This window comes from Massilia sp. 01N410, assembly GCF_056399665.1.
Genome location: NZ_JBFTRV010000003.1, coordinates 183,468 through 210,315, shown reverse-complemented (window position 1 = coordinate 210,315; position 26,848 = coordinate 183,468). Strand labels below are relative to the sequence as shown.

The 26,848-nt window shown below is 66.0% G+C and carries 25 protein-coding genes; 16 read left to right on the top strand and 9 right to left on the bottom strand.

Going from position 1 to position 26,848, the window contains the following annotated elements; genetic code table 11:
- Positions 1-45 precede the first annotated feature (45 nt).
- Positions 46-1,377: a hypothetical protein gene (locus AC1DOP_RS05890; protein ID WP_477250370.1), complete on the top strand. Its 1,332-nt coding sequence runs from the start codon at positions 46-48 to the stop codon at positions 1,375-1,377.
- A 45-nt stretch (positions 1,378-1,422) separates the two neighbouring features.
- Here the strand turns inward: AC1DOP_RS05890 and AC1DOP_RS05885 are convergent, their stop codons facing one another.
- Positions 1,423-2,490, bottom strand: coding sequence for a GlxA family transcriptional regulator (locus tag AC1DOP_RS05885; RefSeq protein ID WP_477250368.1), 1,068 nt, complete (start codon positions 2,488-2,490; stop codon positions 1,423-1,425).
- A gap of 14 nt (positions 2,491-2,504) precedes the next feature.
- On the opposite strand from AC1DOP_RS05885, the gene bla reads away from it, so the two are divergent.
- From bla to AC1DOP_RS05840, 9 genes are all read left to right on the top strand, one after another.
- The gene (bla, locus tag AC1DOP_RS05880; protein ID WP_477250366.1) at positions 2,505-3,395 is read left to right on the top strand and encodes a subclass B3 metallo-beta-lactamase; all 891 of its coding nucleotides are present in this window, start codon (positions 2,505-2,507) and stop codon (positions 3,393-3,395) included.
- A 5-nt stretch (positions 3,396-3,400) separates the two neighbouring features.
- The gene (locus tag AC1DOP_RS05875; RefSeq protein WP_441933644.1) at positions 3,401-3,988 is read left to right on the top strand and encodes a YdcF family protein; all 588 of its coding nucleotides are present in this window, start codon (positions 3,401-3,403) and stop codon (positions 3,986-3,988) included.
- A 4-nt stretch (positions 3,989-3,992) separates the two neighbouring features.
- A complete protein-coding gene (locus AC1DOP_RS05870; protein WP_441933643.1) occupies positions 3,993-4,877 on the top strand; it encodes a S66 peptidase family protein in 885 nt (294 codons plus the stop codon).
- Entirely contained in the window at positions 4,874-5,695 is an 822-nt protein-coding gene (locus tag AC1DOP_RS05865; RefSeq protein ID WP_441933641.1) for an N-acetylmuramoyl-L-alanine amidase, read from the top strand. Before AC1DOP_RS05870 ends, AC1DOP_RS05865 begins: the two co-directional genes overlap by 4 nt.
- A 127-nt stretch (positions 5,696-5,822) precedes the next feature.
- On the top strand, positions 5,823-6,080 hold the full coding sequence (locus AC1DOP_RS05860) for a hypothetical protein (RefSeq protein WP_441933640.1): 258 nt from the start codon (positions 5,823-5,825) through the stop codon (positions 6,078-6,080).
- Between the two features lie 99 nt (positions 6,081-6,179).
- Positions 6,180-6,854: a hypothetical protein gene (locus tag AC1DOP_RS05855; protein ID WP_441933638.1), complete on the top strand. Its 675-nt coding sequence runs from the start codon at positions 6,180-6,182 to the stop codon at positions 6,852-6,854.
- Positions 6,855-6,936: 82 nt separating this feature from the next.
- The gene (locus AC1DOP_RS05850; RefSeq protein ID WP_441933636.1) at positions 6,937-7,956 is read left to right on the top strand and encodes an NADP-dependent oxidoreductase; all 1,020 of its coding nucleotides are present in this window, start codon (positions 6,937-6,939) and stop codon (positions 7,954-7,956) included.
- Positions 7,957-8,062: 106 nt separating this feature from the next.
- The gene (locus AC1DOP_RS05845; RefSeq protein WP_441933634.1) at positions 8,063-10,705 is read left to right on the top strand and encodes a bifunctional diguanylate cyclase/phosphodiesterase; all 2,643 of its coding nucleotides are present in this window, start codon (positions 8,063-8,065) and stop codon (positions 10,703-10,705) included.
- A gap of 157 nt (positions 10,706-10,862) precedes the next feature.
- A complete protein-coding gene (locus AC1DOP_RS05840; RefSeq protein ID WP_477250361.1) occupies positions 10,863-11,426 on the top strand; it encodes a hypothetical protein in 564 nt (187 codons plus the stop codon).
- Between the two features lie 4 nt (positions 11,427-11,430).
- On the opposite strand, the gene AC1DOP_RS05835 is transcribed toward AC1DOP_RS05840, so the two are convergent.
- Both AC1DOP_RS05835 and AC1DOP_RS05830 read right to left on the bottom strand, forming a co-directional pair.
- Positions 11,431-11,643 carry a GDCCVxC domain-containing (seleno)protein gene (locus tag AC1DOP_RS05835; protein ID WP_477250358.1) on the bottom strand — a complete coding sequence of 71 codons (213 nt, stop codon included), beginning with the start codon at positions 11,641-11,643 and terminating at the stop codon, positions 11,431-11,433.
- 255 nt (positions 11,644-11,898) lie between these two features.
- Positions 11,899-12,366: an Lrp/AsnC family transcriptional regulator gene (locus AC1DOP_RS05830; protein ID WP_441933628.1), complete on the bottom strand. Its 468-nt coding sequence runs from the start codon at positions 12,364-12,366 to the stop codon at positions 11,899-11,901.
- A 105-nt stretch (positions 12,367-12,471) separates the two neighbouring features.
- Here AC1DOP_RS05830 and AC1DOP_RS05825 point away from each other — a divergent pair, with 105 nt between their 5' ends.
- Positions 12,472-15,993 carry an indolepyruvate ferredoxin oxidoreductase family protein gene (locus tag AC1DOP_RS05825; RefSeq protein ID WP_477250356.1) on the top strand — a complete coding sequence of 1,174 codons (3,522 nt, stop codon included), beginning with the start codon at positions 12,472-12,474 and terminating at the stop codon, positions 15,991-15,993.
- On the opposite strand, the gene AC1DOP_RS05820 is transcribed toward AC1DOP_RS05825, so the two are convergent.
- Together AC1DOP_RS05820 and AC1DOP_RS05815 are read right to left on the bottom strand one after the other, a co-directional pair.
- Complete coding sequence (locus AC1DOP_RS05820) at positions 15,984-16,757, bottom strand: slipin family protein (RefSeq protein ID WP_477250354.1); 774 nt, start codon at positions 16,755-16,757, stop codon at positions 15,984-15,986. The genes AC1DOP_RS05825 and AC1DOP_RS05820 overlap by 10 nt on opposite strands.
- A 3-nt stretch (positions 16,758-16,760) precedes the next feature.
- Entirely contained in the window at positions 16,761-18,125 is a 1,365-nt protein-coding gene (locus tag AC1DOP_RS05815) for an NfeD family protein (RefSeq protein WP_477250351.1), read from the bottom strand.
- A gap of 381 nt (positions 18,126-18,506) precedes the next feature.
- On the opposite strand from AC1DOP_RS05815, the gene AC1DOP_RS05810 reads away from it, so the two are divergent.
- Genes AC1DOP_RS05810 through AC1DOP_RS05800 form a run of 3 tightly spaced genes read left to right on the top strand, consistent with a single transcriptional unit; the run spans position 18,507 to position 20,358 of the window.
- A complete protein-coding gene (locus AC1DOP_RS05810; RefSeq protein ID WP_477250349.1) occupies positions 18,507-19,328 on the top strand; it encodes a universal stress protein in 822 nt (273 codons plus the stop codon).
- A 1-nt stretch (position 19,329) separates the two neighbouring features.
- Complete coding sequence (locus AC1DOP_RS05805) at positions 19,330-20,199, top strand: hypothetical protein (RefSeq protein WP_477250347.1); 870 nt, start codon at positions 19,330-19,332, stop codon at positions 20,197-20,199.
- Positions 20,200-20,358, top strand: coding sequence for a hypothetical protein (locus tag AC1DOP_RS05800; protein ID WP_477250345.1), 159 nt, complete (start codon positions 20,200-20,202; stop codon positions 20,356-20,358). It abuts the gene before it with no gap.
- Between the two features lies 1 nt (position 20,359).
- On the opposite strand, the gene AC1DOP_RS05795 is transcribed toward AC1DOP_RS05800, so the two are convergent.
- Positions 20,360-21,163, bottom strand: a complete 804-nt coding sequence (locus AC1DOP_RS05795) for an AraC family transcriptional regulator (RefSeq protein ID WP_477250343.1) — start codon at positions 21,161-21,163, stop codon at positions 20,360-20,362.
- A 92-nt stretch (positions 21,164-21,255) separates the two neighbouring features.
- Here AC1DOP_RS05795 and AC1DOP_RS05790 point away from each other — a divergent pair, with 92 nt between their 5' ends.
- A complete protein-coding gene (locus AC1DOP_RS05790) occupies positions 21,256-23,034 on the top strand; it encodes a peptidoglycan D,D-transpeptidase FtsI family protein (protein ID WP_477250341.1) in 1,779 nt (592 codons plus the stop codon).
- 6 nt (positions 23,035-23,040) lie between these two features.
- On the opposite strand, the gene AC1DOP_RS05785 is transcribed toward AC1DOP_RS05790, so the two are convergent.
- Both AC1DOP_RS05785 and AC1DOP_RS05780 read right to left on the bottom strand, forming a co-directional pair.
- Positions 23,041-23,856, bottom strand: a complete 816-nt coding sequence (locus AC1DOP_RS05785; RefSeq protein WP_477250339.1) for a LytR/AlgR family response regulator transcription factor — start codon at positions 23,854-23,856, stop codon at positions 23,041-23,043.
- Positions 23,853-24,956 carry a sensor histidine kinase gene (locus AC1DOP_RS05780; protein WP_477250337.1) on the bottom strand — a complete coding sequence of 368 codons (1,104 nt, stop codon included), beginning with the start codon at positions 24,954-24,956 and terminating at the stop codon, positions 23,853-23,855. Before AC1DOP_RS05780 ends, AC1DOP_RS05785 begins: the two co-directional genes overlap by 4 nt.
- Before the next feature lie 158 nt (positions 24,957-25,114).
- Between AC1DOP_RS05780 and AC1DOP_RS05775 the strand changes: the two genes are divergently transcribed.
- On the top strand, positions 25,115-26,140 hold the full coding sequence (locus AC1DOP_RS05775; RefSeq protein ID WP_477250335.1) for a ribonuclease Z: 1,026 nt from the start codon (positions 25,115-25,117) through the stop codon (positions 26,138-26,140).
- On the opposite strand, the gene AC1DOP_RS05770 is transcribed toward AC1DOP_RS05775, so the two are convergent.
- Positions 26,088-26,831 (bottom strand): siderophore-interacting protein, encoded by a 744-nt coding sequence (locus AC1DOP_RS05770; protein WP_477250333.1) that lies wholly within the window; start codon positions 26,829-26,831, stop codon positions 26,088-26,090. The two genes, AC1DOP_RS05775 and AC1DOP_RS05770, sit on opposite strands and share 53 nt — an antisense overlap.
- Positions 26,832-26,848 lie beyond the last annotated feature (17 nt).

The window sequence follows — 26,848 nt, the reverse complement described above, 5'->3', positions numbered from 1 at the left end:
CGGGTCTACCCTTGATTCTTCGATAAGTCTGCCGTTAACACCGGCATGACCTCGATTTCTTCCCTCTCGTCCATCGCCAGGCAACAGCCTGCCGCCGCCTATGCGGCCGTCCCGCCTGCCTCCGGCGCCCCCGCCTCGGCCGCCAGGCCGGGACCCTCGAGCATCGTGCAACTGAGCCCGGAAGGCCTGGCCGCCGCCAGGGCGCAGGCAGGCGCCGCCACGCCCGCGGCCCGCCTCGCGGATATTGGTGCGGCCCTGCTGTCGGGCTTCAGGACCGGCGCGGCGCTACCTGTGGCCAGCGAACAGCTGCCCGGCCAGGCCGACAACCGCTTCACCCTGAGTATCGTGACGGACAGCGGCAAACGCGTGGAGCTGGGCCTGGCCAGCCGCGGCGACCGGCTGAGCGTCCGTGTCGATGCGGACGAAGGCCTGAGCATCGACGAACGCGACGCCCTGGCCGGGCTGGCGCAGGGCTTCCAGGATGTCATCGGCGGCATGGACCGCGACCATCCGCAGATCCGTCTCGACGGACTGGCGCAGTTCGACAGCCGCTTCCTGCGCTCGGTCGACCTGCATGCCGAGCTGACGCCGCCGGGACCCGCCGCGGAGACGCAGAAGCTCGACGTCCATCTCGACGCCGGCCAGCGCAAGGTCGCCATCGACGGCCCGGCCGGCAAGATCGACGTCGCGGTCGACATGAGCAAGCTGGAGACCCTCGGCACCCGCAAGCAGCAGGCCAGGGCGATCGACAGCTACCTGAAGCAGTTCGACGAGGCAGCCGCCCGCGGCCATGCGGACTCCAGGCTGATCGGCATGTTCAAGGATGCCTTCGCGAGCATGAGCGCCACCTCGGCCAGCGACGAACTGGACGAGACCGGGATCACGCTGGGCAGGCCCCGGGCCTGGTCGGCGCAAGACCGCGCGCTGCTGACCGGCCTGGCCGACTTCAGCGCCAACGTGACCCAGGCCCCGGGGTGGAGCAATCCCGCGCGGCGCGACGAAGCCGACGGCTTCCAGTACGAGGTTTCGCAGGCGTCGCGCACCGGCGGCAGGTCGCGCGCCGAGCGCTCGCTGGAGCAGGTGCAGAAGTCGCATCTGCGGGCCCAGTTCCACGTCGGTCTCGAGGGCGAGGGGCAGGCGAAGCCCGGCGCCAGGCTGCCGGCGCAGAACTACGACTACCACGAGATCGACGATGCCGCAAGCAGCGCGCTGCGGCTGGCGTACAAGGATGGACAGTTGCGCCAGGCCAGCCTTGAGCAGTCGCTCAGCCAGTCCGAACGCATCCGCAAATACGTCCTCGGCAAGCTGAAGTCGGACCGGACGCTGCCCGCGCACACGCAGGTCACGCGCGACCTGCTTGCTTCGCTCGCGCACTGAGCGGGGAGATCTACCTGGCGGGGACCAGCGCCGCCGGGCTTGTCGTCAGCCCTGGACCTGCCGGTCGCGCAGGAATCTGGCGGGCGTGCTTCCGTAGCGGCGCTGGAAGGCCTTTGCCAATTGCTGGGGATTCGGATAGCCGCAGGTGTTGGCGATGATCTTTGCGGACAGTCCCGACGACAACAGCCCATGCGCGTGTTGCAGGCGCAAGCTCTCGACGAAGCGCGCCGGAGGCTGGCCGAGGCAGGCATTGAACTTCCGTTGGAAATTCCGCGGGGACATCATCGCCCGCGCCGCCAGGGATTCGACGCTCATAGGCTGCGACAGGTGGGCCTTGATCCAGCCGATCAGCTCGGAAAAGTCGTTGTCCGCCTTCTTGAGCGCGGCAACCACGCCGCTGACCTGGGGCTGATAGCCGGGCCGCCGCGTCTCCAGCACCAGACGCCGCGCGATTTCGTTGGCGACGCTCTCGCCCAGGTCGCGGGCGACCATCTGCAGGGTCATGTCGATGCCGGTGCTGACGCCGGCGGACGTCCACAGCCGCCCGTGTTCGATATAGATCGCATCGGCGACGACGCTGATGCCGGGTATTTCGCGGGCCAGGCTGGCGCATGCCGACCAATGGGCCGTGACACGTGCCCCGTCAAGCACGCCGAGCCGGCCCAAGGCCTCGGTTGCCGGCGCGCTGCTCGAGCCGAAACGCCGGCAGGCGGATATCGCGCGCAGCGCCCACTCGCGCATGGCCGGTTGTTCGAAGGCGTCCGCCGCGGCATGGTCTCCGCTGCCGGTAAATATGACCGTGTCGACGCTGTCCGGGTCGAGGGTGGAAATCGAATCGGTCGAAATGGTAATCGCCGACATACTTTCAATCGGCCCACCCGTCGGTGAAAGGATATGGATGCCGTAGACCGGATGCCCTGCGACGTTATTGGCAGCGGCAAACACCGCCGCGGAACCGGTGATGTTGAGAATCTGGGCACCCTCGAAGACCAGGAGGGCGATGGTTCTGGGCGACTGCATGGTTTGATTTGATTTCCCCGGCGACATGGCGCAATTTGACCAGAGTTTGTCGTTTTTGACCATCGCAAAGGAAGGGTAGACTTCAACGCTCAATCATTTCACGAAGCATGATGAAAACAATCGGCATCGCTCTTACCATTCTCGGTACGGCCCTTTTCGCTGGCGCGCCGGCCCGCGCCGCGGACTGGTACGCCCCCCAGGAACCATTTGCGGTTTACGGCAATACCTATTACGTCGGCACCGGCGGCATCAGCGCGGTTCTGATTACGTCTCCGGCCGGTCATGTCCTTATCGATGTCGGCGGTCCGCTGGCGCCCGACCAGGTCGTAAAACACATCCGGAAACTGGGATTCAAGGTCGCGGACATCCGCTACATCCTGAATTCGCACGCCCACACCGACCACGCGGGCGGCATTGCCAGGCTGCAGACACTGAGCGGCGCCACGGTATTGGCGAGCCCGGCGTCGTTGAATGTGCTGTCGAGCGGCCGGCCGGACAAGACCGACCCGCAGATCGCAAATCTGGTTCCGTTGGCGCCTGTCGCCAACATACGCGTCCTCCATGACGGCGAGGTGGTCCGGCTCGGCCCGATCGCCGTCACCGCACACTTCACACCCGGGCATACCAGGGGCGGCACCAGCTGGACCTGGCAATCCAGGGAAAATGGACGGGTCGCCAATATGGTGTATGCGGACAGCCTGTACGCGTTCTCCGGCGACGGCATTCCCTTCAGCGCCAACCCTGGCTACCCGAATGCGAAAGCGGACGTCGAAGGATCCATTGCCGCCGTCGAGTCCCTCGACTGTGACGTACTCGTGTCCGCCCACCCGGAACTGGGCGGTTTATGGGAGCGAAAGGCAAAACAGCCTGCGCTCGGGAACGCCGCCTTTATCGATAGGGACGCCTGCCGCGGCTATGCCGCCAGGTCCCGGGCCCGGCTTGCACAAACGCTCGCCGATGATGCCGCTGCGGCGGAAGCCGGCAAGGCAGCAAGGTGACAGGCATGCACGGCGAAGCGCCAGGCCCGGATCTGTCGGCGATAGCGGACTACATCATGCCGGACATTCCCGAGCAAAGAGCGGATCTCGGCTTCGTGTTCGGGACGCGGCAGGGCGTCGAGGAATTCTGTCTGACGGCGCATTCGCTCTGGCAGCGCAAGATGTTCGACAGGCTCCTGATTTCCGGAGGTGCGACGCGTGGGCAAGCTGAAACCGAGGCCGACGTGATCGCCGAAAGCCTGCTTCGGATGGGCGTCCCCCGGGACGTGATGATCCTGGAGAAGTCGGCGACGAATACGGGCGAGAACGTCATTTTCTCGCGCAATAAGCTCGCCGAGACCATGGCGCTGGACGACATCAAAAGCGTTCTCGTGATCGGCAAGATCTGTTCTCTACGGCGTTACCTGATGACCCTGGAACGCCATTGGCCCGGTCTCGTGCTGTCCGCCGCACCCGTCAATTTTTTCGGAGTCGACAAGACGCACTGGCACACGCATGCGGACTTCCGTGCGCGGGTGCTCGCCGAATTCGAAAAAGTACCGGATTACCTGCGCCGCGACTTCCTGCGCGAACTTGCATCGCAAAGCCAGTGAAAGAATGATCGACATGCTGAAAAAGAATTCCACCATCGCAGTGATTGCCCCGGCCGGCATTCCGGACATGGAACAGGTTCAAATGGGGATGGCCCTGCTGCGCGACTGGGGTTACCAGGTCCGCGAGGGCAGGCATCTGCGCGAGCGCTTCCGCTATAACGCCGGCACTGCCGCACAAAGGACCGAGGATTTGCTGTGGGCGCTGTCCGACCCGGAGATCGACGCAGTATGGCTGGCCCGCGGCGGCTTCGGTTGCATCCACTGCCTTGCGTGGCTACCCGATACGCTTCCGAAGGACAGGATGGTGATCGGCTTTTCCGATGCGACCTCCCTGTTCGGCGCCTTGCATCGCAAGGGCCACGTCAGGCTGGTTCACGGCCCGACCCTGGAAAACCTCGCCACCGCGATCGACGATCTCAGCCGGCAAAGCCTGCGGGCATTGCTGACCGGGGAACCCAGGGTGCCGCTTATCGGTACGCACATCTGGGGGCCTGCGCACGAGATCAGCGCGCCTGTCATCGGCGGCAATTTGACGGTGTTCGCCAGTATCGCCGGGACCGCATCGGCCATGAATGCCAAAGGCGCGATCGTGGTGCTGGAAGACGTCACCGAACTCGCCTTCCGAATGGACAGGTCGGTTTGCCAGCTGCTCGCCAGCGGATTCTTTGACGGCGTCAAGGCGATCGCGTTCGGGGAATTCGTCAGGTGTCCGGTACCGCCGGGCAGCGATTTCACCGTCCAGGAAGTGTTGACGGATCTGCTCAAGCCCCTGGGCGTTCCGATCATTGCGGGACTGGGCGTCGGCCATGGCGAACGCAATCTTTCGTGGCGCATCGGAGAGCGCGGGACCCTGCGCGACGGCAGCATCAGCCTTGAAAAGACATCATGAAAACTTTTGTATCGCGACTCCTCACGGGCCTGATTGCCGGCGTCCTGCTTGCCGCTTGCGCCAGCGGCCCGCGTATCGACCGATCGCTGTCCACGCCCGACCAGCGCAGCCGCGTGAAGTACCTGGTCCTGCATTACACGGTTACCGACACCCCGCAATCGATCCGTATATTTACCCACCAGGCCGGGGTCGAAGCCAGCATCCATTACCTGCTCAGTAACGATCCGGAGCCGGTCATTTACGGCATCGTGGATGAAAGCCGGGCCGCCTACCAGGCGGGATCGGATTCGAGCTGGAAGCAGGACCGTAACCTGAACAATATCTCGATCGGCATCGAGATCGTGAATGCCGGCTGGGTCGACGGACCGCAAGGACGCACCTGGGCACCCTATCCGCAACAGCAGATCGAGACACTGATCCCGCTGGTCAAGGACATCATGGCGCGCCACCACATCGCGCCGGAAAACGTGCTGGGCCACGCCGACGTCGCTCCCCAGCGCAAGCAGGATCCCGGTGCCCTGTTCCCGTGGCGGCGCCTGGCCGCGGCGGGCATCGTGCCGTGGCCGGACCCGGCCGTGGTCGCGCTCAAGCGCGTCGAGTACGAATCGGCCTTGCCCGATATGGCGTGGTTCCAGCGCAGGCTGGCGGCAATCGGCTACGTCGTGCCGCAGGATGGGCTGGCGAGCCGGGAAACGCGCAATGTCCTGATTGCCTTCCAGACCCGTTATCGGCCGTCGAAGATCGACGGCGAGCCGGATGCGGAAACCGCCGCGCTGCTGGATAGCCCGATGCATGTCGCGGCGATCGGGTATCGGTGAGCCGGCGCCCCGATATGTCCAGGCAACTGTCTTGATTACAAAATGGTAATGTGTGAATGAGCGCACAGTCCAGGCGAAGGGAGAAGCCTAGCTTGTGTCACTGGGATTAACACACGGAGAAATCACCATGAAAACCAGCCTGAAACTTGCCTTGGCCCCTGTCGTCTTTGCGTTCGTTGCTGCTTCTGCCCATGCCGGTTGCGGTAAAGGTGCCGTCGCCGGCGCCGTCGTTGGTCATATGGCCGGCAAACATGGCGCAGCCGGCGCCGCCGCCGGCTGCGCGATCGGTCACCATTCCGCGAAGAAGAAGCAGGCCGCTGCCAGCGCCGCCTCGAACACGCCGGCGCCGGCGCCGGCAAACGGCGCGGCTGGAACGTCCAAGTAAACTACCTCCATATTGGCCGGGTGACCGAAGACATTCGCCGCCCGGCCATCCAGCTTCAGCCTTGTTATGCAAGACGTCGGACAGGTTCTGGAAAAGCATATGCGCGAGATCTGGATCGCGCGCGCTGCCATCGTGGTCACGGCGGCGCTCAATGCTTTTCTCATCAATGATTTGACCATATTCCCCGGGTGGCTGGCTTCCGTCGTCGAACTGGCGCTGCTCATTCCGCTATCGGTTGCCACTGCATGGAACCACAGCGAAATGCGTCGCGCGACCAGTGAGCATCATTGGACCTTGATTCATCATCGGCGACGAAAAATCCGCCGTGCCGCAATCGTACTCACCTTGATCATCACGCTCATCAATTTCCAAGCGCTGTTCGGCGTGATGAGAGCGCTTCTATACGGCGCAAAAGGAACGACAGGACAAAGCCTCCTGATCGATGCGCTGAACATCTGGCTGACGAATATCGTCGTGTTTGCACTCTGGTTCTGGAACATCGACCGTGGCGGCCCCGCAGCGCGCGGCTTGAGCAGGCAGCCTGTTGCAGACTTCATGTTCCCGCAGATGAATGCGGAATGCCCAGGGCACGAGCGGTGGACGCCAGGTTTCTTCGACTACGTTTTCGTGTCGTTCACCAACGCAACGGCGTTCTCACCAACGGATACGCTACCGCTCAGCGTACGCGCCAAACTGCTCTTCATGGTGGAATCGACCGCGTCATTGTTGACTGTTGGCCTGGTGGCCGCACGCGCTGTCAACATTCTTTCGTAAGTTCCTTGCCGGCTGAATAATGGCGATTCAAGCGGCCCGCCACGCAATGCTAGAATGTGCGGCTTTCATCCCCCATCTGCCCATGAACTATCAAAACCGCCAGTGGATTTACGTCAAGCGACCGGAGGGACGGGTCGGCGACGAACACTATGAATTGCGTGAACACGAGATCGATGACGTGCTGTCGACCAATGAAGTCCTGGTCCGTGTCCGCTATGTCAGCGTCGATCCCTACATGCGCATTCAGCAAGCGGAACGCAATACCTACGATCTGCCGCACCCGCTGGGCATCGTACAGCGCGCCGGTACGGTCGGGCAGGTCGTCGCTTCGAAGAGCGCCGGTTTCGCCGCCGGCGACTGGGTGTTGAGCTACAGCGGCTGGCAGCTTTACGACAAATGCCACCAGAACGAGCTGACCAGGCTCGATCCGGAGGCTGCGCCGGTGACGGCGGCGCTGGGTGCGCTCGGGATGCCTGGGCGCACGGCCTGGTTTGGCCTGATGGAGGCGGGCAGGCCGCGCCCTGGAGACACGCTGGTGGTGTCCGGCGCCGCCGGCGCGGTGGGGTCCCTCGTCGCACAGTTCGGCAAGCGTGCCGGGTGTCGCGTCGTCGGTATCGCGGGCGGGGCCTCGAAATGTGCCTTCCTCACCGACACCTTGGGACTGGATGCCGCCGTCGACTACCGTGCTTATCCGACCCTCGATGGCCTGCGCGCGGCCATCGACGCCGCCACCGGCGGGGTCGACATCTATTTCGACAATGTGGGCGGGATGGTCACTGACGCCGTGATTCCGCTGATCAAGCTACGGGCCCGCATTATCATTTGCGGAGCAATTGCTCAGTACGACGGTGGGCTCGATGCACCGGACCTGGCGCCCCGCTTCCTGCAGCACATGCTGTTCAAGCGCGCGAGCATCCAAGGCATCCTGGCGCGCGACTTCACGGCGCGCATGGGCGAAATGCAGGCGGTGGTCGCGCCCTGGATCAAAGCCGGGGACATCGTCACGCAGGAGACCTTTGTCGACGGTTTCGAGCAATTGCCGAGGGCGCTCAACAGCTTGTTCGAAGGACGAAATCTCGGCAAGCTGCTGGTTCGGGTGTAAGACCCGCTGGGGGACAGGACGCGCAGTGCGATACGCCGTCCCGGTGCATTCGTGCAATTCGAGATGACGGTTATACTGGGTTACGATCTTCAAGTTTCGGCAACCTATGTCCAATGTGCTCCCACCACCGTCGGAACGCAACCGTCGCGTCGCGCACGCGCTAGCGGTGGCGGGGGTGTTGATCGTCGCGGTGACGCTCGTGCTGTCCGGCTTGCTGTTCTCCAGCTATCGCAGCACGATCCAGCGCGAACAGACCAATCTACGCAACCTGGCATCGGCCTTCGCCGCACAAACCCATTATGCGACCCTGGCGCTGGACATGACGCTGGCACGGGACGCCGAACGGGTCCTGCACGGCCATGACGCCGTGGCGGGCACGCTCGCCGGCGCCATACGCGATGACATGCCGTCTCGCGTGTATGTGCTGGGGCCGGACGGCCAGGTGCGCGCGGCGAGTACCACAGTCGGCCCGGCGGGGCCACTCTGGATGCGGCGCATGGCGCCGAACCAGGGCCCGCAGATCGGCATCGTGGAGTCCGGCCAGGACAAGGGGCATGACATCATCACGCTGGCGCGCGCCCTTCCCGCGAACGGGAGCGTGGCCGGCGGGGCCATCGGTATCGAGACCGGTGCCGCCTATTTTGAACGCATTTTCGATGCCGCCGACCTGGGCGCCGGCGGCTCGGTCACCTTGCTGCGGCGCGACGGCACGATGCTGGTGCGTAGCCCTGCGTTGCCGAAATCCATTGGCAAATCCTTTCTGAACACGCCACTGTTCCAGGTCCAGCTGCCACACAGTCCGGTTGGCGCGTTCGAGGCGATCAGTCCGGTCGACGGCAGGCACCGCCTGTATGGCTACTGCGTGGTCGCCGACTATCCGCTGGTGATCATCACGGGCCGTGACGTGGCCGACACGCTGAGCCTCTGGATGGGCTGGCTGTGGGTGGCGCTGCTGGCCTGGACCTTGTTGTCGGCAGTGCTGTTGCTGTTAGCCTGGCGTATCGGCCGCGAGGCCTCGCGCCAGGCGGCGCTGATCGGGCGCCTGAGGACCAGCGAAAGCCGCTTGCAGCACAGCTACCGTTACCTGTCCGCCATTCTCGACGCCCTCGCCACGCCGCTCTGGGTGGTCGACGCGCAACGCCGCATCGTCTTGTCCAACAAGGCATTCCAGCACTTTACCGGCCACGACGGGCAGGTACTGGCCGGATCCGAGGAGGCCGCGGTGCTCGATCCGGAAAGCGCCGCTTCGCGCGAACGGATGTACGCGGCGACCGCGCAGGACGGTGTGCACGCGCTCGAAGTCGAAGTGCGCGATGGCGCCGGCGAGGCGCGTACCATGATCCAGCTCACCGCGCGCCTGGAAAGCGAAAGCCATGCGGCGCAGATCGTCAACAGCCTCACCGACATCACGGAACGCAAGCAGGTCGAGTTGCGGCTGGCCTATCTGTCCGACCACGATCCACTGACCGGGCTGGCCAACCATGACCAGCTGCGGCGTGTCCTCGCCGAGGCGATCCAGGCTGCGTCGGCGCGCGGCGAACAGGTCGCCGTGCTGCTGGTTGCGCTGGAGCGCCTGCAGGAGGTGGCCGACTTGCTGGGCCATGATGCCGGCGACGAGGCGGTACGCGAGATCGCCAGGCGCCTGCAAGACCTGGTGCCGCACACCCTGTGTACGTCGCGCGTCAAACCCAATGAGTTCGGCCTGGTATTGCCGGCCTCGGCGGGACTAGGGACAGTCGATGCGACCGCGTTCAAGCTGTATGACTTGCTGGCGGAGCCGGTGCAGGTGGGCGGGCGCGAGTTCCATCTGGCGCCGGTCGTCGGGATCGCGCTCTACCCGCAGGATGCCAGCTCGGTCAACGAATTGTTGCGCTTGGCGGATATCGCCAAACATCGTGCCCGCAGCGAGAGCGGCGAGCCGGTGCATTTTCATTCCGCATCCACCCATACCCAGCTCAACGAGCGCTTGTCGATCGAAGAGCAGTTGCGTCATGCACTGGCGCGCGGAGAATTGACCGCGATGTACCAGCCGAAGGTCGAGATCGAGACTGGACGCATTGTCGGTTTCGAAGTCCTGCTGCGTTGGGAAAATCCGGTACTCGGCAGCGTCTCTCCGGCGCGCTTCATCCCGATCGCCGAACAGACGGGATTGATCGTGCAGATCGGAGACTGGGTCATGGGCGCCGCATGCACACAGGCCAGCACCTGGCTGCGCGAGCACGGAATCCGGACCAGGATCGCCGTCAACCTGTCGATGCGCCAGTTCTACCACCGCGACCTGTTGCGCTCGATTCGCGATGCACTGGCCAGTTCCGGCCTGGCGCCGGATGCGCTCGAACTGGAAATCACCGAAAGCATCGCCATGAGCCGCGCCGACCTGGTCGAACCCCTGTTGGCCAGCATCCGCGAGCTCGGCGTCGAGCTCTCGATCGACGATTTCGGCACCGGATACTCGAGTCTCGCCTACCTGAAGCGCTTCCCGGTGCAACGCCTGAAGATCGATCGTGCCTTCGTGCGCGATCTCGGGCGCGATGCCGACAGCGCGGCAATCGTGCGTTCGATCGTGGGCCTCGGTCATGGCCTGCAGATGCGCATCGTGGCCGAAGGCGTGGAAACGGCATCCCAGCTTGCCATGTTGCGCGAGTTCGGTTGCGACGAGTACCAGGGCTTCCTGTTTTCGCGCCCACTCGACGCGAAGGCTGCGCTGGCTTTGCTGACAGCGACGGATACGGCGCCGCGGGAGCAATGAGGGGCCAATTCCCAGCCGAAAGATCACGCAAGCGCCTGTCGCGCAACCACAAGTTACGGAATGCGAGCTAGAATAACCTTACCATTATGCAAAATAACTAAGTCCACTTAGCAAGATGAACAGATTGACGTCGGCCGCAATAAAGCATCTCGGAGAAGTGGGCATCACCGTGTTTGCTTTCCTCGGTCTCAACTGGATCAACGAACTGGTATTCATTCAGCTCCAGCAAAGCAACGGGATCAACTGGGTGTTCATCCCGGCCGGCATCCGCCTGCTTTCAACCCTGCTCTTTGGGCTTGCCGGCTTCGAAGGCCTGCTGCTGGCGGGCGTCTATCTCAACTTCTTCCATTTCGAGTTCGATAGCGATTTTCGTGCATGGAGCGGGGCGGTAGCGGGCGCACTGGGACCTTATCTCGCCGCTTTGCTGGTCAAGCATTGGTTCGACCTGGAGCCGCGTCTCAAGGGCCTGACAGCGCATCGGCTGCTTTTTACCGGCATCCTGTGCGGGCTCATGAGTCCTGTGTTTCACCACACCTTCATGTGGGTTCTCACCGGCCTCGTGGACTGGACTGCGCTGACTGCGATGATTATCGGCGACACGATCGGCATACTTATCGTGCTGTGCCTGGCAAAGGTCGCCATTGCGCTTGCCGATCGTTATGTCCCGGCTTCGAAGCTCATTCGGCGCTGGAACTCGCTGGGCCGCTCTGAAACGCAATGATTTCTCAAGCGCAGCACCCTCGATTCTCTTGAGCGGGTGGACACTTGACCGTCCCATACGAGCAGTACACACAGCAGTCGCCGGCCTTTGGCCTCAGCACGACTTTGCATCGACTGCATTCGTAAAAGAACTGGCAGGCGTTAGTCGGCATCGACTCCGGTTGCACGTAGCCACACCGGGGGCAGGTCAATACTGATTCCAGGACAACGGCAGTCATGTATATCTCTCCTTTCAACTAGGCTTTCGCTCTCGATCCCGGGTTGCCCGATGGACCCGCTATCGTTCAGCGCCGTCATCCGAATTGCGCCGTGAAAAGGAGGATTTTTCCACCATGCGCCATCGAAGACTCCTCTATTGGATCTTTACGGGATCGAGAGGCGGTCCGTTTCGGGAAAACGATAATTGTGGTTTTGGATTAACAAAACCCTTAAGCCGCGATATGAAACTCATATTTTCATAAAATTAGTTAGCGCTACAAGGGCAGCGCCGTTTCATACTTCACCTCCCGCAGCGCCACGCTGGTATTCACCTGCGACACCCCGTTCAGCTTGACCAGCACGTTGTGCAGGAAGTCGTGATAGGCATCCATGTCCGCGACCACGACCTTGACCAGGTAGTCCGAGCTGCCGGTGGTCTCGTAGCACTCCACCACTTCCGGCCGCAGGCGCATGGCCTGCTCGAACTGTTCGACCACGCCCTCGGCATGGCGCAGCAGCGACACGTGCAGCAGGCAGACCACGGCCAGGCCCAGCTTGCGGCGGTCGAGGAGGGCGGTGTAGCGCACGATGTAGCCCTTGTCCTCCAGCTCCTTCTGGCGCCGCCAGCAGGGGCTGGCCGACATGCCGATCTTCTCGGCCAGCTCGTTCGACGAGATCCTGCCATCCTTCTGCAGCTCGGCGAGAATTTTCATGGATGCTGCATCGATCGAATGATCTTTCATGTTTTTTGGGGGAATCAGACAAGATCTTGCAATTCTAGTCCCGAAACATGAACAGATAGAAAACATCTTTCTCGGTGCGCGGTCTATCCTAGTTATATGAACGACATGACGCTCCCCGCGACCGTCGGGCTGGCAGACCCCGACTACGCACTCGACGACAACCTGACCCGCGAGCGCGGCCGGGTCTTCCTGACCGGCACCCAGGCCCTGGTCCGCCTGCTGTGCATGCAGAAGCGCTTCGACGAAGCCCAGGGCCTCACGACGGCCGGCTTCGTCAGCGGCTACCGCGGCTCGCCGCTGGGCGCCGTCGACCAGGAACTGTGGCGCGCGAAGAAGCTGCTGCAGGCGCACCAGGTCGAATTCCTGCCCGCGATTAACGAGGAGCTGGGCGCCACCGCCGTGATGGGATCGCAGCAGGTCGAGGCCAATCCGACCCGCAAGGTCGATGGCGTGTTCGGCATGTGGTACGGTAAAGGGCCCGGTGTCGACCGCGCCGGCGACGCCCTCAAGCATGGCCACGTCTATGGTTCGTCGCCGCATGGCGGCGTTCTGGCCATCCTGGGCGACGACCACGGCTGCGTGTCCTCGTCGATGCCGCACCAGAGCGAGCAGGCGCTGATCGCCTGGGGCATGCCGGTGATTAATCCGGCCAACATCCAGGAATACCTGGAGTTCGGCCTGTACGGCTGGGCACTGTCGCGCTATACGGGCGCATGGTGCGGCTTCAAGGCGATCTCGGAAACGGTGGAGGGCGGCGCGGTGGTCGAGCTGCCGGCCATGCCTCGCTTCGTCACGCCCACCGATTACGTGCCGCCGCCGGACGGCCTGCACAACCGCTGGCCGGACCTGCCGGGACTGGCGCTGGAACAGCGCGTGGCGGCCAAGCTGGAAGCGGTGCAGGCGTTTGCGCGCGCGAACTCGATCGACCGCCTGGTGGTGCCGGCGCCCGGCGCCCGCGTCGGCATCATCGGCGCCGGCAAGGCCTATCTCGACCTGGTCGAGGCGCTGGAACGCATGGAGCTGTCCGTCGAGCGGCTGGCGGAACTGGGCGTGCGGCTGTACAAGCCGGGCCTGACCTATCCGCTCGAAGCGAGCCGCCTGTCCAGCTTTGCCGAGGGCCTGGACGAGATCCTGGTGGTCGAAGAGAAGGGCCCGGTGATCGAGCAGCAGGTCAAGAACCTGTTCTACAACCTGGCGCCCGAACAGCGGCCGGCGGTGGTCGGTAAGACCGACCGCGACGGCGCGCCGATGCTGTCCGCGCTGGGCGAGCTGCGTCCTTCGCGCATCGCGCCGGTGCTCGTGCGCTGGTTGGGCACGCGCTTCCCGGCGCTGGAACTGAACCGCTTCCTCCCGGACTTCTGCGCCGCCGAACTGCCTTTCAATCCCGCCGACGGCGTGCGCCGCACGCCCTATTTCTGCTCGGGCTGCCCGCACAATACCTCGACCCGCGTGCCGGAAGGCAGCCGCGCCCTGGCCGGCATCGGCTGCCATTTCATGGCGACCTGGATGAAGCGCGACACCTACTACCTCTCGCAGATGGGCGGCGAGGGCATCAGCTGGGCCGGCACCTCGCGCTTCGTGGCGGAGAAGCACATCTTCCAGAACCTGGGCGACGGCACCTTCTACCATTCGGGCTCGCTGGCGATCCGCCAGAGCGTGGCGGCCGGCGTCAACATCACCTACAAGATCCTCTACAACGATGCGGTGGCGATGACCGGCGGCCAGCCGGTGGACGGCACCCTGTCGGTGCCGCAGATCCTGCAGCAGGTGATCAGCGAGGGCGTCAAGAAGGCCGTGGTGGTGACTGACTACCCGGACAACTACGACGGTGTGACGCTGCCGGAAGGCGTGACCGTGCACCATCGCGGCGAACTCGATGCGATCCAGCGCCAGCTGCGCGAGATTCCCGGCGTGACGGTGCTGGTGTACGACCAGACCTGCGCCGCCGAGAAGCGCCGCCGCCGCAAGAAAAACAAGCCGGACAATATCGTGTTCCCGGACCCGGCGCGGCGCATGGTCATCAACCCGGCCGTCTGCGAAGGCTGCGGCGATTGCGGCGTGCAGTCGAACTGCCTGTCGATCCTGCCGCTGGAGACGGAACTGGGGCGCAAGCGCCAGATCGAGCAGTCGTCCTGCAACAAGGATTATTCCTGCGTCGAGGGTTTCTGCCCGAGCTTTGTCTCGGTGCTGGGCGGATCGCTGCGCAAGCCGGCCGGCCAGAAGCTCTCGCTGGCCGACCTGGAACGTGCGCTGGCGGCGTATCCGGAGCCGAGCGGCCCGGCGCTGGCCAAGCCTTTCGAGATCCTGGTGGCCGGCGTCGGCGGCACCGGCGTCGTCACCGTGGGCGCCCTGATCACGATGGCGGCCCACCTGGAAGGCAAGGGCGCCTCCACCCTGGACTTCATGGGCTTTGCGCAGAAGGGCGGCGCGGTGCTGTCCCACGTGCGGGTGGCATCAAGCCCGGAGCGCCTGCACCAGGTCCGCATCGACCTGCGCCAGGCCGACGCGGTGTTCGCCTGCGACCTCGTGGTGGCGGGCATGCCGGACGGCCTGGCCGTCATCCGTCACGGCCACACCAGGGTGGTGGCCAACGAATACGAGATCCCGACCGCCGACTTCACCCGCGACCGCGATGCCCAGGTCGACCGCGAAGGCCTGCTGGCCAGGCTGGGCGCGGCGGCCGGCGACGAGAACATGCTGCGCCTGAATGCCCAGGCGACGGCTTCGCGCTTCCTCGGCGATCCGGTCGGCAGCAACGTCCTGCTGATGGGCTATGCCTGGCAGCAGGGCCTGGTGCCGGTGGGTCTGCCGGCGCTGATGCGGGCAATCGAACTGAACGGCGTGGCGGTGGACATGAACAAGCGCGCCTTCACCCTCGGCCGCCTGCTGGCCGCCGATCCGCAGGCGCTCGATCGCTTGGGGCAGCCGGCCCAGGTGATCCAGTTCGCGGCGCCGAAATCGCTGGAGGAAATCGTTGCCTTCCGCACCGACTGGCTGGCCGGCTACCAGGACGAAGGCTACGCCTGGCTGTACCGGGAGGCGGTGGCCGCCGTCGAGCAGCGCGAGCTGGCCGTGGAGGGCAGCGGCTCGCGCAGGCAGCTCGCCAAGACGGTGGCGCGCAACCTGTTCAAGGTGATGGCCTACAAGGACGAATACGAAGTGGCGCGCCTGCACAGCGACCCGGCCTTCCGCGAGCAGATCGCCAGCCAGTTCGACGGCGACTACAAGCTGGCCTTCCACCTGGCGCCGCCGCTGCTGGCGCGCAAGAAGCCGGGCTCCGATGTGCCGGCCAAGATGACGTTCGGCGCCTGGCTGCTGCCGGCCTTTGCCGTGCTGGCCCACTTCAAGGGACTGCGCGGCACGGCCTTCGACCCCTTCGGCTACACCCGCGAGCGCAAGGAGGAACGCGCGCTGCGCAACCGCTACCTGGCGTTCGTGCGCGAGCTGTCCACCGGCCTGCGCGCCGACAACAAGGAAGCGGCGCTCAAGCTGGCGGCGCTGCCGGACCAGGTGCGCGGCTATGGCCACATCAAGCAGGCGGCCATGGGCAAACTGGAGGCGCAGTGGGCCGAGCTGTACCCGCGCTACCGCGACGGCCAGGTGGTGGAGCTGCGGCGTCAGGCCTGAGGTCTTTCACCTCGCAGCGCATCCCTTGCCCCGGCCAGCAGCTCGATCGGCATGGGAAACACGATGGTCGACGACTTGTCGCCCGCAATCGCGCCCAGGGTCTGCATATAGCGCAGCTGCATCGCGCCCGGCTGCTGGGCCAGCACGAAGGCGGCCTCCTTCAGTTTTTGCGAGGCCTGCAGCTCGCCTTCGGCGTGGATCACCTTGGCGCGCCGCTCGCGCTCGGCCTCGGCCTGGCGGGCGATGGCGCGCACCATCGATTCGTCGAGGTCGATGTGCTTGATCTCGACGTTCGAGACCTTGATGCCCCAGGCGTCGGTCTGGGCGTCGAGCACCTGCTGGATGTCGAGGTTCAGGCGCTCGCGCTCGGCCAACATCTCGTCCAGTTCGTGCTTCCCGAGCACCGAGCGCAGGGTGGTCTGGGCCAGCTGGCTGGTCGCTTCCAGGAAGTTGGCCACCTGGATGATCGCCTTTTCCGGATCGATCACCCGAAAATAGATTACCGCGTTCATCTTGACCGAGACGTTGTCGCGCGAGATCACGTCCTGGGTCGGCACGTCGAGCACGATGGTCCGCAGGTCGACGCGCACCATCTGCTGGAACAGCGGGATGAGGATGATCAGGCCGGGGCCTTTCACGCCCCAGAAGCGCCCGAGCTGGAACACGACGCCGCGTTCGTATTCGCGCAGCACCCGGATTGCCGAGGCCAGCAAGGGGAACAGCAGGACGATGAGGGCGGCGACGCCGATGCCGACGTTGAACATGATTTAGGCTCCTGGGGAAGGATCGACCGGGACGACATCCAATGTCAGGCCGCGCCGGCCCACGACCCTGACCGTCTGCGACAGGTTGAGCGGCAGGCCGCTGGCCGCCTGCCACAGTTCTCCTTCGATGCGGACCCACGCTGCGCGGCTGCCGCCATCCTCGGCGATGCGCTCGACCCTGGCGGTGGCGCCGATCAGGGTGGCGGCGCCGCTGGCCGGCGGACGCCTGCGGCTCGCCAGCGCGAGGCGGGCAGTGCCGATCAGCAGCAGGGCGCTGGCTACCCCGAGGGTGCCGATCAGGCCAGGCGGGATGCCGAAGCCGGGGACGTCGGTATCGACCAGCATCAGCGCGCCGGCGACGAAGGCGACGATGCCGCCGAGGCCGATCACGCCGAAGCTGGGCAGGAAGGCCTCGGCCAGCATCAGCATCAGGCCGAGCAGGACCAGCGCCAGGCCCGCATAGTTCACCGGCAGCAGCTGCAGGGCGTACAGCGCCAGCAGCAGGCAGATCGCGCCGATCACGCCCGGCGCCACGAAACCCGGATTCATGAATTCGAACACCAGGCCGTAGATTCCGATGGTCATCAGGAGCAGGGCCACACTCGGATGGGTGATCGCCGCCAGCAACTGGGTTCGCCAGTCCGGCGCGAACTCGGCCGGCACCACGTTTTTCGTATCGAGGCGGCGCGCCTGGCCCAGTACGGTGACGGTCCTGCCGTCGAGCTGGGCCAGCAGGCTCGGCAAGTCCGGCGCGACGATCTCGATCACGTGCTGCTTCAAGGCTTCCTCGGCGCTCAGGCTGACGGCTTCGCGCACGGCGCGCTCGGCCCAGTCGGCATTGCGGCCGCGCAACTGGGCCAGGCCGCGCAGATAGGCGGCGGCATCGTTGACCTGCTTGCGCGCCATTGCCGAACCTTCGGCCGCATCGTCGGGTTTCTTTTGCCCTTCTTCGGGCGGCGGCGGCTTGATGCCGATCTCGACCGGCGTCGCCGCGCCCAGGTTGGTGCCCGGCGCCATCGCCGCGACGTGGCTGGCGTAGAGGATGTAGGTGCCGGCGCTGGCGGCGCGGGCGCCGCTCGGGGCGACCCAGGCGACCACCGGCACCGGCGAACCCAGGATAGCCTTGATCACCGCGCGCATCGCGGTATCGAGGCCGCCCGGCGTGTCCATCCTGATGATTACGAGCTGCTGCCTGATGCTGGCGGCGCGGGCGATGCCATGTACCACGTAGTCGGCATTCGGCGGGCCGATCACGCCATCGACGGTCAGCACGCCGACGCCCGCGGCGCCACGTGCGGCGGGCGGCAGGGCCAGGACCAGCAGGACGGCCAGGGCCGCCATGGCCAGCAAGCGCATTCGACGAATCATCTTCGGACTCCACCGGCGCGGCAGCAGCTGAACCGGGCTGAGTTGACGAAAAACCCAAGTCGTATATACTGATTCTAGTCCATCGAACCATAGCAAGGAAGCGTCGCGCATGGTCGCCGTAGTTTTCACCAAATTTGCTCAGTGCCTTTTGTCTCGCGGACTCAGCGTGTTCCACGCGCGTCCCGTGCATCTGTCCACTCGAGATCTCGCCTGCCTCTCCTGAGCTCGGCGAGACCTGAACGCATCGCCGTTCAGCGTCTCCCGAGCATCCTCACACGAACTGCCTGACGAGCCGCTGCGCCTTCGCGCGCCGGGCATTCGCGCAGTCCATTCATTTCGTTGACGTCGGCCAGCGCCATGCCGGCCGGGGAGGGCTATTGCATGAACGCTCCGCACATCCAAAGAATCCTGCTGGTCGCCGACCACGGCCGGCAGCCATGCCGGCTGGTGCAGCGCGCCGGCCGGCTGGCGTTCCACCTGGTGCCGCATGCCGTCGAGCGCGTCGCGTTGCGCGAGACCGGTAACGCGGACCATGGCGGCGCGGCCGCGCGGGTGCTGCGCATCGCCGGCCAGAAGAAGGCGGACCTGATGCTGTTTGCCGCCAGCCCGCGGCACTTCCTGCTCGAGTGGCTGCTGCCCTCGTGCGCGGTGAAGGTGATGCGGCGCAGCCGCCTGCCGGTGCTGCTGGTGAAACCGGAAACCAGCGGGGAATACCGGAAGGTCGTGATCGCCACCGATTTTTCGCCGGAGTCGATCGCGGCGGCCAGGACCGCCTTCCAGCTCGCGCCCTCGGCCCACTTCATCTTCCTGCACGCCTACCGCCTGCCGGACGAGAACCTGATGCGGGAGCGGGAGCTGGAGCCGCGCCTGGTCTCGCTGTACCGCGAGCGGGCGCGCGTGGCGGCCCGGCAATATCTGCAGACCCTGGTCGACAGCTTCGCCGGCCACAGCGGCCTGTGCCTGTCCAGCGAGGTGCGCTATGGCCCGCCGCACCGGGTGGTGGACGACTTCGCGGAGGAAAGCGGCGCCGACCTGGTCGTGATCGGCCGGCGCTTCCGCCATGCGCGCGGATGGCCGGGGTTGTTCGACTCTGCCCTCAGGATGATCAGCCGGCCGCCCTGCGACCTGCTGGTCGGTACCGACGACGAAATCCGCATCTCCGGCCGCCGCCGCGCGCTGGAACGACTGGCAGAGGAGAAATGATGTGTCGACCTCCATCCTGCTTGCCTCCCTGTACCCCAATCCGCTTGCCCACGCCGCCCAGCGCGCGGCGATGCTGGCCCAGGCCCTGAACAGCCGGAGCATGGAATTCCTGTCCGTGATTCCGCCCGCCGAACAGGAGGGCGGCGACGTAAAGCACGTGTCCCTGGCGCGCTGCATGAACGACGTCAAGACAGCCTCCGCGAACGCGCTGATCCGCTTCGGCATGCGCTGCTCGGCCACCTTCGAATTCGGCAGCCTGTTCGAATCGACGATCCGGCGCGCCGGCCAGGCCGCGCCCGGACTGATCGCGATCGCGTGGCAGGCCCACCCCTGGTGGCCGGTGCTGCACAACTTCAACCTGATGCGCGACCTGTCGCGCAGCTGCCTGTGCCCGACCCTGCTGGTCCGCCAGGAAGCTCAGCGTCCCTACAGGCACGCGGTCTTCGCCAGCGACTTCTCCTGCGAGTCGCTGCAGACCCTGAGGGTGGCGGCGCGCCTGCTGCCCGGCGTGCGGATCACCATCGTCCATACCTATAAGGTCCCGGGCGAGGGCCATATGCGCACGGCGGGCGTCCGCGACGACGCCATCGACGCCTGCCGCCAGACCCTCGAACGCGAGGTGAAGACGGCCTACGCCAGAACCCTGGAAGAACTGAAGCCGGAAAGCTCGAAGCTGACCCTGGCCCTGCTGCCGCGCCCCACTGGGCTGTCGGTCACGAACTACGTGAACGCCGTCGGCGCCGACCTCGTCATCCTGTCCGGCAGCCAGCGCTGGCTGGTCGATGAATGGTGCTGGCAGTCCCGCGCCCGCGACCTGATCGGCAAGACCGCGAGCGACCTCTTGATGATCACCACCACAAGGAGAATATGAATGGAAAACATCGTCTACGGCATCTCCCTCATCGGCGTCTGCCTGCTGGCCGTGGCCTGGCAGGAATTCCGCAGCCTCAACCACCGCGACAGCCGGTTCATGGCCGGTGCCGGCGCCGTCATCGTGCTCGGCAGCGTCGCCGCCTCGATGTTTGTGTGAGCTATTGATCGCGCGGGAAGAACTCGCCCGGCGTCACGCCGGTGAACCAGCGGAAGGCGGCGATGAAGGCCGACATGCTGTCGTAGCCGCAGGCGACGGCAACGTCGGTGACGCGGTGGCCGCGTTCCAGCATGGGCAGGGCGGCCAGGATGCGCAGGCGCTGGCGCCAGGCGCGGAAGCTCAGGCCCGTCTGCTGCAGGAACAGGCGGCTCAGGGTCTTTTCCGAGACGCCGAGGCGCGCCGCGTGTTCGGACAGCGTGCGCGCGCTGTCCGGATGCGCTTCGAGCTCGCGGCAGATCTTGCGCAGGCGAGAGTCGCCGGGCCATGGCAGTGCCAGGCCGGCCTGCGGCGCGCGCGCCAACTGGTCGAGCAGGGCCGCCACCAGGCGGCCCTGCTCGCCGGCCTCGTCGTACTCGACCGGGTATTCGCTGAAGCCGCGGATCAACTCCCGCAGCAGGGGCGTGACCGTCACCACCCGGCATTCTCCGCCGGCATCGGCGATGGCCGCCGGATCGACGTACAGGCTGCGGATCTCCGTTCCCTCGAAGCGCTGCACGGCATGCGGCGCGCCGGCCGGCACCCATACGGCGTGCAGCGGCGGCGCCATGTAGCGCGCGCTGTCGGTGATCACTTCCAGCACGCCGCGCACGGCATACGAGAACTGGGCCCAGGGATGGCGGTGGCGCTGTCCGATCGCGCGGTTCGGCAGGCCGTGCAGGTTGCCGTAGACCGGCCGCGGCAGGGTCCGCAGGGCCTGCAATTCCTGGATGTCGGCCGATGAGATGTCCGTTTGTCGATGTTTCATATCCGATGTGCGCCAAACCTCCGCAATGCACTACGTTACATTACCTGCCTTCGATTCACAACGGGTACCGGGCTGCCCCTGAAAGAACAAGAATGATCGGAAGATTCACCCGAAAAAGCCGCGTGGCGGCACGCAATGGCCGGCCCTTCGCCGCCAACCCCCTGCTGGCCGAAAGCCTGCCGCGCTGGCGCTCCAGCGTGGTGCAATGCGTGCTGCTGTGCGCGTTCCTGGGCCTGGCCGGACGCGCCGTCTGGCTGCAGGTCTGGTCCGGTGAGTTCCTGCAGAAGCAGGGCGCCTACCGCTATGCGCGGACCCTCGACTTGCCGGGAACCCGCGGCCGCATCGTCGACCGCGCCGGCCACACCCTCGCGACCTCGGTGCCGGCGGTGACGGTGTGGGCGATTCCGGAAGACCTGCGGGAGGCCGAACCCGACACCCTGCGCCGCCTGGCCGGGGTGCTGCAGTTGCAAGAGGCGGAGATCGCCAAGCGCATCGCCACCGCAAAGAACTTCGTCTACCTGAAGAACCAGGTCGATCCCGCCGTCGCCCGCCAGCTCGGCGCCATGAAGATCCGCGGGATCGGTTTTACCGACGGCTTCCGCCGTGTTTATCCGCAGGGCGACATGGCAAGCCACGTGGTCGGCTTCGTCGGCCGCGAGGGCAGGGGACTCGAAGGCATCGAACTGGCCCACCAGACCCGGCTAGAGGGCGCGTCCGGGCACCGGCGCGTCATCAAGGATCGTCTCGGGAATATCGTCGAGGACGTCGGCACCGACCTCAGGCCGCAGCCGGGCAAGGATTCGGTGCTGTCGATCAGCAGCGTGGTCCAGTACGTCGCTTCGAAGCAGTTGAAGGAGGCGGTCGAGAAGTTCCAGGCCAAGGCCGGCGGCGCCATCGTGGTCGATGCGCATACCGGGGAAATCCTGGCGCTCGCCAATTACCCGAGCTACGATCCCAACGACGCCGGCGCGCTCAAGGGCCCGGCGCTGCGCAACCGCGCCATCACCGACATCTACGAACCCGGTTCGGTGCTCAAGCCCTTCACGGTGGCGCTGGCGATCGACCGCGGCAAGGTGAGCGCGGACACCATGATCGATACCGGGCCGGGACGCTACGTGATCAACGGCGCGCCGATTTCGGACACCAGCGCCCACGGCATCATCAGCGTCAGCGACGTGCTGCGCTATTCCTCGAACATCGGCACCGCCAAGCTGGCCCTGGGCCTGCCGGCGAAGGATATGTGGGAGATGTTCACCAGCCTCGGTTTCGGCCAGCAGCCGCAGCTGGGCTTTCCCGGCGCCGCGGCCGGACGGGTGCGGCCCTACCGCTCCTGGCGCCCGATCGAGCAGGCCACCATGAGCTACGGGAACGGCATCGCGGTCTCGCTGCTGCAACTGGCGCGCGCCTACACGATCTTCTCCAACGACGGCAAGGTGGTCCCGCTGACCCTGGAGAAGAGCACGGGAGCGCCGGGCGGCACCCGGGTGATCTCGCCGGCCACCGCGCGCACGATGCGCGAGATGCTGGAGAACGTGGTGGTGCAGGGCACCGCGAAGAACGGGCGCATTCCCGGCTACCGGGTCGGCGGCAAGACCGGCACCGCCTACAAGGCCGAGAACGGGCGCTATGTCTTCCCGCGCAAGTATATCGCCTCCTTCGTCGGCATCGTGCCGATGTCGGCGCCGCGCTTCATCGTGGCGGTGATGATCGACGAGCCTTCGGGGCGCTACCACTACGGCGGACAGGTGGCGGCGCCGGCCTTCGTGAACATCGCCTCGAACGTGCTGCAGGTGACCAATGTGGCGCCGGACGCCGCCATCGAGGACGTGCTGGCGGCGCCGGAGACATCGCCCGACGAGATCGAGGACTGAGAGCGGCTACATTTGCCTGAACAGGTGGGCGAACAGCGGGCTGACCTTCAGGCGGTCGCTGCGGCCGTGCAGGGCCAGGGTCAGCTTGCCCATCTCGTCGCGGCTGGCGCTGGCCACCTGCTTCATGTTGACGATGGCGCCGCGGCTGACCTGGCAGAACAGGGCCGGGTCGAGCTGGGACAGCAATTCCTTGAGCGGCAGGCGGATCAGGGCTTCGCTGTCGGCGGTGGCGACGGTCACGTACTTGTCCAGGGCCTGGAAGTAGACCACGTCCTGCACCGGGATCATGCGCACCACATTGCCGACCGCGGCGCGGATCACGCTCAGGCGCTCCGGCGCCGCGGCCTGGGGCAGCAGGGCGCGCATCTGCTCGACCAGGGCCGCCATGCCGCCGTCGTGGGCCGGTCCGCCGGCGCTGCCCAGGCGCTGGCGCAGACGTTCGACGGTGCGGCGCAGGCGCTCGTCGCTGACGGGTTTCAGCACATAGTCGGCGGCGGCCTGCTCGAAGGCCTTCAGCGCATAGTCGTCGTAGGCGGTCACGAACACGACCTCCGGGAAGGGCTGGGCGCCGTCCCACCGCTCGGCCAGCTCCTCGGCGGCTTCGAGGCCAGTCTGGCCGGGCATCTTGATGTCGAGGAAGAGCACGTCCGGACGCAGTTCCAGCGCCTGCTCGACCGCCGCCAGACCGTTCGGCGCGGGCCCGAGGATCTCGAGTCCGGGCCACAGGCGCTGCAGCGACTGGGCGAGGATGGCGGCGAGTATGGGTTCGTCTTCGGCGATCAGGGCGCGGACAGGGCGGGCTGCGGCGATCGATGCGGTCATGGAAACTCCAGGGGAAGGTGGATGCGGGCGACCGTGCCCTGGGGCGCGGCCGGGGAAAGTTCGATATTCGCGCGCGGGCCGTACAGCACCTGCAGGCGCTCGCGGGTGGTGGCGACGCCGACGCCGCATCCCTTGCGGGATGGGGCGCTGCCGAGGCCCAGGCCGGTGTCGCACACGCTGATCTCCAGCAGATCGCCGTTGCGCACGGCGGCGATCGTGACCGTGCCGCCGTCCACCTTCGGCTCCAGGCCGTGGACGATCGCGTTCTCCACCAGCGGCTGCAGCAGCATGGTCGGCAGGCGCACCGTGCGCAGCTCCTCCGGCAGGCTGCAGCGGTAGGCCAGGCGGGCGCCCATGCGTACCTGCATCAGGCCGAGATAGGCTTGCTGGGCGGTGAATTCCTGCTCCAGTGTGGTGGTCTCGTCACGCGACACGCTGAGGGTGGCGCGCAGGTACTGGATCAGCTGGTCCAGCATCTGGCCGGCGCGCTGCGGGTCGATGGCGATCAGGCCCTGCAGGTTGGCCAGGGTGTTGAACAGCATGTGCGGCTCGATCTGGGCCTGCAGCAGGCGCAGCTGGGCCTGCAGGGCCTGGCGCTCGACGGTCTCGGCGCGCGCATGGGCTTCGCTGCGTTCGAGCTTGATGCGGTCCATGCGTTCGCGGGCGACGACGATGCCGAGCAGGCCGAAGGAGCTGAGCATGGTGAACAGGACCATGCTGAAGCGCGGTACCGTGAAGTAGTGGGCGAGGTCGGGCATGTCGAGGCCGAGGATCAGGCTGCCGATGCTCAGGCCCAGGTAGTGCACGACCGGCGCCGCCGGCACCAGCAGGGCCAGCAGGACAAAGCGCCAGCGGCTGTGCCGCGCCGAGTCGCGCCAGAAAACCCGCCGCGCGCCCAGCACCACCACCAGGGCGACCATGCCGATGCAGAGCGAGACGACCAGTTCGGTGTACAGCTGATCCGGACGGCCCGCCGCCAGCGTCATCAGGACCGCTGCCCAGCCGCTGATGAGCACCGTGAGGCCGAAGATCCCGGCAAAGGCGAGCAGGGGGCGGCGTGGCGCCGGGCCCGGACCGGTCGTAGGAGAAAGAGTGCGCATCGGCTTTCCTGATTGCTAATATGCATCGAATTGTCGCCAGAGCGGGCGGCGCGGGCAAGCGCGAAATGACGAAGCCCGGTTTTGGCGGCGCGAAACTGGCCGCGGGAGGGGCGAAACGGCCCGATAATGCGCTCCATACCATCACAGGAAGGCAAGGCATGGAATTCCAGTTCCTCGGCACCTCATCCGGCACCCCGAGCAGGACCCGCAACGTGACGGCGCTGGCGCTGCGCTCGCTGGGCGGCGCGCGCGCGGCGCGCCACTGGTCGCTGGTCGATTGCGGCGAAGGCACCCAGCACCGCATCCTGCGCACCAGCTGGTCGCTGCACGAGCTGCGCGCCATCTTCATCACCCACATGCACGGCGACCACTGCTACGGCCTGCCCGGACTGCTGGCCAGCGCCGGCATGCTGAACCGGACCGCGCCGCTGGCCCTGGTCGGGCCGCCGCAGTTGCGGCCTTTCCTGGAGGGCGTGATGGCGACCACCGAGCTGGGCCTGCCGTTCGCGGTCGATTACGTCGACGTCACCCGGGGCGACGAGATCGACGTGCTGCCCGACCTGCGGGTGGTGGCGACGCCGCTGTCGCACCGCATGCCTTCATGGGCCTACAGCTTCACGGAGCGGGAGGTCGAGCGCAAGCTGGACACGGCCAAGCTGGAGGCGGGCGGGGTGGCGCGCGGCGCCGCCTGGGGCGAGCTGCAGCACGGCCGCCAGGTGGTGCTGGACGACGGCCGCGTCCTCGATCCGCGCGACTGGCTGCTGCCGGGCCGCAAGCCGAGGAAGCTGATCGTCGGCGGCGACAACGACAGTCCGGACCTGCTGGTCGATGAAGCGGTTGACGCCGAGGTGCTGATCCACGAGGCGACCTATACGGAAGAGGTCTTGCGGAAGGTCGGGCCGGGGCCCCAGCACAGTTCCGCGCGCATGACGGCGCTGGCAGCAAGCCGGGCCGGGGTGCCGAACCTGGTGCTGACCCATTTCAGCCCGCGCTACCAGCAAAGCAAGGAGGAGTCAACGCGAGGCGGGCTGACGATGGCCGACCTGGAGCGGGAAGCGCGGGAGGTGTATGAGGGCCGGCTCTTCCTGGCCAGCGATTTCGACCGCTTTGTGCTGGAGCGGAATGGGCGGCTTAGCTCAGTTCCTCGTGATGATGGTCGGCCACGCCACGTTTCCAGTAGCTAGACACCCGCATATGCTGTTTCGGCACACCCTTGTCGACGAGCACCTGGCGCACCCGCGCCATCAGGGAGGCTTCGCCGCCGCCCCAGGCGAAGCCGGCCTGCGCGGCCGGCAAACTCAGTTGCTCCAGCGCCGCCAGTAATTCCTCGTGCGTGGCAGCCCAGTGCAGCTCGAGCTTGGCCTGGCCGGCGAATATGCGGCGGTCGGCCTCGCTGGCCAGCACGAACACGAAGGCGCGGCTGCCTTCCGGCAATTCTTCCAGGCGGCGCGAGATCGCCGGCAGGGCGGTATCGTCGCCCACCAGCAGGTGCCAGCTCAGCTCCAGCGGGACGATCATCGAGCCGCGCGGTCCGCCGACCAGCAGGCGGTCGCCGATGCTTGCATTGCGCGCCCAGTCGGAAGCCTTGCCGTGGCCGTGGACGGCGAATTCGATCACCAGTTCCCGCGCTTCCCGGCTGAAGCGGCGTGGGGTATAGTCGCGCCGAACCTGTTCATCGTCCTCACCGAACATGAGCTTGACGTGATCGTCGAAGGAGAGCGAGCTGAAGTCGGCCAGCGCCTCGCCCGTGAAGGTGATGCCGAGGAAGCCGGGGGACAGGGTGTCGATGTTGCTGACTTCCAGTTCGCGCAGCTTGAGTTCGTGGCGTACGCGCTGAATCAGCGGCGCCGGATCCTGGGTGTGAACGTCAGTCATCCTCACTCCGAAAATTA